This is a genomic window from Achromobacter sp. JD-1 (assembly GCF_038594925.1).
Lineage (GTDB): Bacteria > Pseudomonadota > Gammaproteobacteria > Burkholderiales > Burkholderiaceae_B > Achromobacter > Achromobacter spanius_C.
In genome coordinates, this window is sequence record NZ_JBCGCS010000091.1 from 1 (window position 1) to 921 (window position 921).

Below are 921 nucleotides of genomic sequence, written 5' to 3' on the forward strand. Positions count from 1 at the left end.
GGCGTGATGACGCTCGTTAGCATCTTAGTCACCGACTGGTCGATCCAGTTCGCGATCCCGCCGAGACTGGCTAGACTGACCGCGGTGGTGGCCATTATCTCGCTCCAGGAAGCGGCGCGCGGATCGCACCAAGGCTGAAAGAGCTATCGGCCAGCTTTTCGGCTTGCTGCTCCATCAGGGCTTGCTCGGCCTCAATCTGGCGGGTGAGCATGTCCGCCCGGGTTTGGTCGGCCTGGATGTTTGCCTGCTCGACGAGCAGCCGGGCCTGCAGGTCAGCGATGGCCTTCGGATCCTGGGCCTGATTGATCTTGGCCTGGAGCTGGTCCACCTGCTTGACACGGGCGGTCATCGCCTTCTGGGTCTGCTCCATCATCGCCTGACTGCGAACGGCGATCTTTTCGGCCCGGGCGTCCAGGTTCTTTTTGTCCTGTTCGTAGTTGCCAGTTAAGCGTTCCTCGCGCTCAATGCGCTCCACTGCGTCCGAGATCCCGCCCAGCCCGCCATTGGAGGCGCGAAGAATATCCCGTGCGTCTGCCGGCAGTGCATCGCGAATCGCCGGGTTATTCAGGATGTCGCCCAAGTTCCGTGTCCCGGTTAGGGCTTCCAACTGACGCTTCTGGCTCTCAAGCTGATCCCTGAGGACAGCAATCTGCTCGGCATACTTGGCCAGCGTCTCGACGTGCTTGATGGCCCGGTCGGCGATGCTGGCCGCATCCACTACCGGAATGCCACTTGCGTGGACAGGCGTCAGGGAGTTGGAGAGAAGGACAGCAGTCAGGAATGCGGTTAACCGCGCTCGCAGGGCGTGGTTCGGGGTGTGCGTCTGGGACATTATCAGCTCCTTGTCGCCTCTTGGGCGAGCTTGAGGTAGTGGGGCAGCCAGAGGGCGGGGTCGTCACCATGCTTGGCAACTGCCGCTTC

At 62.0% G+C, this 921-nt stretch carries 1 protein-coding gene; it reads right to left on the bottom strand.

From position 1 onward, the window contains the following. Positions 1-94 precede the first annotated feature (94 nt). Positions 95-832, bottom strand: a complete 738-nt coding sequence (gene virB5, locus WBR68_RS31365) for a P-type DNA transfer protein VirB5 (protein WP_230696269.1) — start codon at positions 830-832, stop codon at positions 95-97. Between the last annotated feature and the right edge of the window lie 89 nt (positions 833-921).